Source organism: Streptomyces sp. NPDC046859 (genome assembly GCF_040645135.1).
Lineage (GTDB): Bacteria > Actinomycetota > Actinomycetes > Streptomycetales > Streptomycetaceae > Streptomyces.
The window spans coordinates 106049-112148 of the sequence record NZ_JBEYXR010000022.1 but is presented as its reverse complement, the minus strand read 5'-3'; the positions used below and the strand labels follow the sequence as shown (position 1 = coordinate 112148).

The following is a 6100-nucleotide window of genomic DNA, read 5'->3' as shown; positions in this document are numbered from 1 at the left end:
GGGACGGCGGACCAGGACGAGGGCGTGGAGACCATCCGGCGCGCCCGCGAGCTGGGCATCAACTTCCTCGACACGGCCCAGATGTACGGGCCGCTCACCAACGAGTCCCTGGTCGGCGAGGCGATCCGGGGCCACCGTGACGAGTACGTGCTGGCCACCAAGTTCAACTACCGGATGGACGACGCGGTACCGGGCGACATGTCCAGCGTGGGCCGTCAGGACGGCTCCGCCGAGCATGTCCGGGCCTCGGTGGAGGGCTCGCTCCAGCGGCTCGGCACCGACCACATCGACCTGTACTACCAGCACCGGGTCGACCCGGACGTGCCGATCGAGGAGACGGTGGGCGCGATGGCCGAGCTGGTCGCCGAGGGCAAGATCGGGCACATCGGGCTGAGCGAGGCGAGCGCGGAGACGCTGCGCCGGGGCAACGCGGTCCACCCGGTCACGGCCGTGCAGAGCGAGTACTCGCTGTGGTCGCGGGACGTGGAGGCGGAGGTGCTGCCGACCTGCCGCGAGCTGGGCATCGGCTTCGTCGCCTACTCGCCGCTGGGCCGGGGCTTCCTCGCCGGCCGCTTCTCCTCCCCCGACGAGCTGGACGAGAACGACTACCGCCGCAACAGCCCCCGCTTCACCGACGAGCACCTGAAGGCCAACCTGCGCCTGGCGGCCAAGGTCAAGGAGATCGCCGAGAGGAAGGGCGTCACCCCCGCCCAGCTCGCGCTCGCCTGGGTCCTCGCCCAGGGCGACCACATCGTCCCCATCCCCGGCACCAAGCGCCGCTCCTACCTCGAACAGAACGCCGCCGCGGTGGACATCGTCCTCACCCCTGAGGAACTCTCCCAGATCGACGCGGAACTGCCCGAGGTCTCGGGCGAACGCTACGACGAGGCGGGCATGCGAGCCGTGAACCGCTGACCCGACCGCCCCGGCCGGGGCCCGCGCCGCATGCCGGGTCCCGGCCGGACCACGTCAGGGCGCGCCGTCCGGCGAGGGTGAGGTCAGCATGGGCGCGGTGCATGAACTCGGCCACGGGCCGTTCCCGGTTCCAGGGAGTCACGGCAACGGTGACGTCTACGACAGGGAGCCCGGGTCACCATGGTGTCGCCGCGGTCCCCGAAGCGACGGGAGCCGCATCGTGCACAAGAATCAAGACCCGGACACCCCGCTCGCCGACCCGCGCAGCGCGTTCGTCACCGAGGTCACCGCCCATGCCCGGAAGCACAAGAACGCCGTCCGGGCCCAGGCGTCACGAAGAGCGGCCACACCGTGCCGCTCACCGGCATGTGGGGGGAAAGCGTCGGCGCGATCGACATCACCGCCCCGGACGGCTGCGCCTGCATGTTCTACGCCGAGAACGACAGCTGACCCGCCTCCATGGCCCCGTGCCCGGACACCCGTCCCGGCACGGGGCCGCCCGCATCTCCCGCCCCTGCTGCCAGCCCCCGACGCGCCGACCGTCCTTGTCGGCCTGACGCTCTCGCTCTTGACTGTGCGGCTCGCCGCGTTCCGCGCCGGCAACACCCGCCCGGCACCGCACAGACGAGGAGTACGCGCTCCTCGTCCACGTCTGATCGCCGACCGGGTCGGGGCCTTGCCCCCTAAATGAGTGAGTCCGATGTGTGTACTGGTCGATGTTCGCGCCCGCGGGACCCGAAACAGCACCGCATCCTCGCCAGGGGCGTCCCCAGCGAGGAGTCAGCTTCCCTGCACCTCCTGTAAAAGAACGCTCGTTCTTGACTGGTCGTTCTTTAATCGCATACGGTCATGGGCATGGGACGACCACGCGCCTTCGACACCGATCAGGCCGTCAGTACCGCAGCCGCCCTCTTCGCCGCCCACGGCTACGAGGGCACCTCGGTGGACGACCTGGTTACAGCCACCGGCATCCACCGAGGCAGTCTCTACAAAGTCTTCGGCTCCAAACGGGGCCTGCATCTAACCGCCCTGCGCAACCACCTCGACCACGAGATCCACCCGACCAGCGCCGCCATCGCCACCCTCACCGACCCCACGCGGGCACTGACGGCAGCCATTGCCTCGTACGACAACGGTCCGGCCGCCGGGCTTCTCCTCCTTGCCGCCGCCGAACGCGCCCCCCACGACCCAGAGGTTGCCGCGCTGGTCGCGGAAGGCATCACCGCGCTGGAGGAGGCACTGCGCCCCTCTCACGGTGACGCCGCCCCTCAACTCGCCTCCACTGTCCTCGGTACCCGCCTGCGCCTGCGCGCTCAGCCGACCGCCCCCAAGGAGCACTGACATGGCCCTGATCTCCATCGACCGCGAACGCGGCCTACTGACCGCCGAATTCCAGGGCCTCGACAAGCTCTGGACTTTCAAGAGCCGCCTGGAAATCCCCCTCACCCACGTGCGTGGCGCCACCCACGACCCCGGCATCGCCCGCGAACCGAAGGGCATCCGCGTCGGTGGCACCCACTTCCCTGGTGTGATCACCGCCGGCCGCTTCCGCCGCGACGGTGAACGCCTCTTCTGGGACGTGAAGAACCCCGACAAGGCGGTCGTCATCGAACTCGCCGGCGCCGAAAGCTACGACCGCCTTGTCATCGAGGTCGACGATCCCCGCGCCACGGTGGCCCTCATCGAACAGTCAATCGCCCGCGGCTGAACCGTGACTTCCGGCTTGGACGCCCTTCTGGCGGCCCTGTATGTGTTCATCGACGACCATGTGCCGCCTCGTCGCCGGATAGGGCGACCGCCGAAGTCATCGGACGCGGAACTGCTGTGCCTGGCCGTGGCGCACGTGCTGTTGGTTTCCCCTCGGCCCGGCACTGGCTCCGATTCGCCCACGCCCGACTGCGGCACCTGTTCCCGTACCTGCCGCAGCAGTCGGGCTGCACCAAGCGCCTGAACGCGGCCGGGCCACTGATCTCCTGCGTGATCGAGGCCTTGGCCAGGCAGGTGCCCACCTGGCACGACGACCTGCGGCTGATCGACTCCACCCCGCTGCCGTGCGCGGCCTCCCGCGAGACAGTCCGCCCCGCACCCAGGACACCCGTCCGGGTGCGGGGCCGCCCGCGTGTTTCCCGTCCCGCGCTTCCCAACCCGTGCCCCGCACCCCGGCACCCGCCCGCCCCGCGTGCTCCACCCGGACTGCGGCCCGCCTACCGTCCCGAGCGAACCCGCAGGCCCAGGCCACCACCCGAAGGGAGGCGCCGTGAGGTACGACACCACCATCAACGAACTCGCCGCGTACGCAGGTCTCTTCAGCACCGTCGATCACATCACGGTCCCCGAGACCAACCCGGACACCCACATCACCGAGGAGGTCACCCTCCCGCCCCCGCTCATCCGCCGCACCCAGGGCGTGATGATCCGCGCGTATCGGGTTCTATCGGAATGAGAGAGGTGATGGCAACAGATGGGACGAAAGGCGATGGCCTGAGTACGTGCTCTGCTAGCGCGCGATCCCCGGTTGCCGTCAAAGACTGCCGTCAACGCAAAAGCCAGAGGCCCTGTGGATCACTCCACAGGGCCTCTGGTCTGCTGTGCACTCGGCAGGATTCGAACCTGCGACCTTCTGATCCGTAGGCGGGTGTCACTACCGATGGGCGCGCCGGTGGACAGTCGATCTGCGGCCGTGATCGGTCATCAGGGATCCATGCTGAGTACGTTGTTGAACGTCTGCGTCCGTCGATGTTCATGTCAGGAATTGATGTCAGAAACAGCCCGCGCGATCTGCACGTATTCCGTAAGGTATCCCGCCGTGAGTTCGTATGAGCGGTTGTCCTTGATCTTTAGTTTCGTTGCCTTCGGCGCAGTGGTGTGGCAGCTTCATCTGCTGTCTCGCAGTACAAATCGAGATCACGACAGGCGCCGCAAACAGGCGACCATGGAGTATCTGACAGCGAACATGGATCGACGGAAGGCTCTGTTCGACGAGGGGATACCTCTCGAGCGCGATCACCAGGCCATCTCCGATCGGATCAACCTCGCGCTGTCAGGCGATGATCAAGAGACGAAACGGATCACGGCTTACCTCACGATCTACAACTTCCTGGCTGTGGGCACGCAGGCGGATGCCTTCGATTTGGATGTCATCCATGAGGCGTGGGGCGGCTTCATCATCGCCGTATGGAACAACTACCGGCCCTGGATTGAGGCGCAGCGAGAGGAGCACGGCGCACCCAGCGTGTACGAAAATCTGGAGTGGCTGGCCGGCCAGATAACGACACTCCGCTCCGTCGCTCCTGCCGGAGGCCGCGGAAATCTGCCCCCGCAGGGGGAACCGGTGTCGTAACAGGGAGCTGCCGGGCAGGGCAATGCCTGAGTGGTCCGTTTCGGAAGCCCTTCCGGGGTTGATCACGCTGCCCGGGCAGTGGAGGATTCTTCCTGGTGATCGGCAGTGTACCGGTCGATCCTGGCCAGGAGATCGTTTAGGCCGGAGGTGGTGACCTTCCACTGGAACGGCTGTGCCGTGGCGTTGTAGCGGTCTTCGAACGCTCGGAGCCGGTTCTCAACCTTGGTGAGGTCGGTGAAGTCGTTGGGCGAGACGACCTTGCGCTGCACGACGGAGAAGTAGACCTCCGCCTGGTTCAACCAGGAGGCGTCCACGGGGGTGTGGACCATCACGGCGTTCGGGAACGCGGCCGTCAGCCGGTCAGCGGCCTTCTGGCCGCGGTGGGAGGAGCCGTTGTCGAGGATCCAGAACGCCCGCTCTGCGCTGGCGTAGGGTTCCTACGCCATGACCTGGGCGACCAGGTTCATGAAGGGGTCGATGCCGGTGCGGGGTTCGCACCGGTCGAACACCTTGGCGTGGTGGACGTCGTGGGCGGCCAGGTAAGTCAGGGCGTCTCCGCGTCCGTAGGTGTGGTTGACGCGCATGGCGCGGGCCTGGGCGAGGGTGGGGTGGCAGCGGCAGCGGGCCTGGATGGAGGTCTTCTCGTCCGCGCTGATGACGTATTCGCCGTCGCCGAGGGGCTTGCCCTGCCAGGCGCGGGCGTACAGGTCCAGCACGCGCTGGGCCCTGGGGCGGAACTGCGGGTCGGTGATGAAGACCCGGGAGCGGTGCTGCCAGGGCTTGAGGGCGTCCTCGGCCAGCCATCGGCGCACGATGGAGGCCGAGACGAACGCGGCGATGCCCCGCTCGATGGCCTCGCGGGCCGGATCCGGGGCCGACCAGCGCGCCAGCGGCACCCCGCTCTCGGCGGGCAGCCGGCAGGCCAGGGCCTTACCTGGGTGGTCTGCAGTGCGGTGAATGCGCGGGGACGTCCGGTGCGCTCGCGGTCTGCCAGGCCCGGCAGGCCGGGGTCGGCGAAGCGGCCCCGCCAGGTGCGCACGGTGTCCGGGTGCAGCCCGGTCTTGTAGGCGATGCTCGCGTTGGATCGTCCGCGCGCCGCGTGCGGGGCTTGCCCATGGTTGGGGGAGGGTCGGTGCTGCCGGAAGGCGCTCCCACAAATGCCAGCTACCTGGCCGGGGCATCCGCCTATGCTCGGCTCGTGCAGCCGCTTTCCGACCGCAGCAATCCGTTGATCACGGCATTCCCAGCCGAGCTTGCAAGCGATGCCGAGGCAGTCCTGGCGGTGATGCCTGATTCTCGGCTCCAGCCGCATGCCTCGTTCTCGGTCGCTGTCGAGGGCCAGCAGGTTTTGATCCCCGGGCGCCTCTACAACGACGAGCCGCCAACTGACAGGGTGGCGTCGCTTTCGTCGCGCCAACAACAGCTTCTGCACTGCCTGTACTCAAGGCACTGCGACGGCATGGTCAGGCAGCGCCACCTGGAGAAGGTCGTTGGTTCCACGGACCCATGGGTCGTCCCCTTCGTCGTGCAGCTGGTTGGCGAGTACGTCTTGGACATCCTGGTCGTCATCTGCGATGAGCTCCGTGATCTCGCCACGCCCGGCACCTACGGCCACCTCGCTTACGGGCAATTCCTGGTGGACAACCGTGCCTTCTTCGCGCGCACTCAACGGCGGGTCGTGAGCTACTGGAGCTGCTACTACCGGGGCTCCTACGCGAGTTTTCGGGGCTACCCGGGGTGCACGATTCTTGACCTCCTACGGTCCGCTGCCTCCGACAGAGCAGGACATCCCTGGCCCAACCTCGCTCCAGCCGGCGCCAGGGTGGACGGCTACTGCTAGAACCC

General features: G+C 67.7%; 8 protein-coding genes and 1 pseudogene. 6 read left to right on the top strand and 3 right to left on the bottom strand.

The features are described from left to right. The 5 genes from ABZ899_RS27835 to ABZ899_RS27815 all read left to right on the top strand — a co-directional run. The coding region (locus ABZ899_RS27835) for an aldo/keto reductase (RefSeq protein WP_361351046.1) at positions 1 to 915 on the top strand (915 nt) is incomplete at its 5' end. An 855-nt stretch (positions 916 to 1770) separates the two neighbouring features. Continuing rightward, positions 1771 to 2256 carry a TetR/AcrR family transcriptional regulator gene (locus ABZ899_RS27830; RefSeq protein WP_135794705.1) on the top strand — a complete coding sequence of 162 codons (486 nt, stop codon included), beginning with the start codon at positions 1771 to 1773 and terminating at the stop codon, positions 2254 to 2256. Position 2257: 1 nt separating this feature from the next. Continuing rightward, positions 2258 to 2623 carry a hypothetical protein gene (locus ABZ899_RS27825; protein ID WP_361351044.1) on the top strand — a complete coding sequence of 122 codons (366 nt, stop codon included), beginning with the start codon at positions 2258 to 2260 and terminating at the stop codon, positions 2621 to 2623. A 549-nt stretch (positions 2624 to 3172) separates the two neighbouring features. Continuing rightward, entirely contained in the window at positions 3173 to 3358 is a 186-nt protein-coding gene (locus ABZ899_RS27820; protein ID WP_361351042.1) for a hypothetical protein, read from the top strand. Between the two features lie 363 nt (positions 3359 to 3721). Next, positions 3722 to 4255: a DUF4760 domain-containing protein gene (locus ABZ899_RS27815; RefSeq protein WP_361351040.1), complete on the top strand. Its 534-nt coding sequence runs from the start codon at positions 3722 to 3724 to the stop codon at positions 4253 to 4255. A gap of 62 nt (positions 4256 to 4317) precedes the next feature. Here ABZ899_RS27815 and ABZ899_RS27810 read toward each other — a convergent pair whose 3' ends face one another. The 3 genes and pseudogenes from ABZ899_RS27810 to ABZ899_RS27800 form a co-directional block, all read right to left on the bottom strand. Then, a complete protein-coding gene (locus ABZ899_RS27810; RefSeq protein WP_361351038.1) occupies positions 4318 to 4569 on the bottom strand; it encodes a hypothetical protein in 252 nt (83 codons plus the stop codon). 123 nt (positions 4570 to 4692) lie between these two features. Beyond that, on the bottom strand, positions 4693 to 5151 hold the full coding sequence (locus ABZ899_RS27805; protein WP_361351037.1) for a hypothetical protein: 459 nt from the start codon (positions 5149 to 5151) through the stop codon (positions 4693 to 4695). Between the two features lie 113 nt (positions 5152 to 5264). Next, positions 5265 to 5567: pseudogene (locus ABZ899_RS27800) on the bottom strand (hypothetical protein); the annotation flags it as partial. Between ABZ899_RS27800 and ABZ899_RS27795 the strand changes: the two are divergent. Next, a complete protein-coding gene (locus tag ABZ899_RS27795; RefSeq protein WP_361351035.1) occupies positions 5454 to 6095 on the top strand; it encodes a hypothetical protein in 642 nt (213 codons plus the stop codon). The pseudogene ABZ899_RS27800 and the gene ABZ899_RS27795 overlap by 114 nt on opposite strands. The last annotated feature ends 5 nt before the right edge of the window (positions 6096 to 6100 follow it).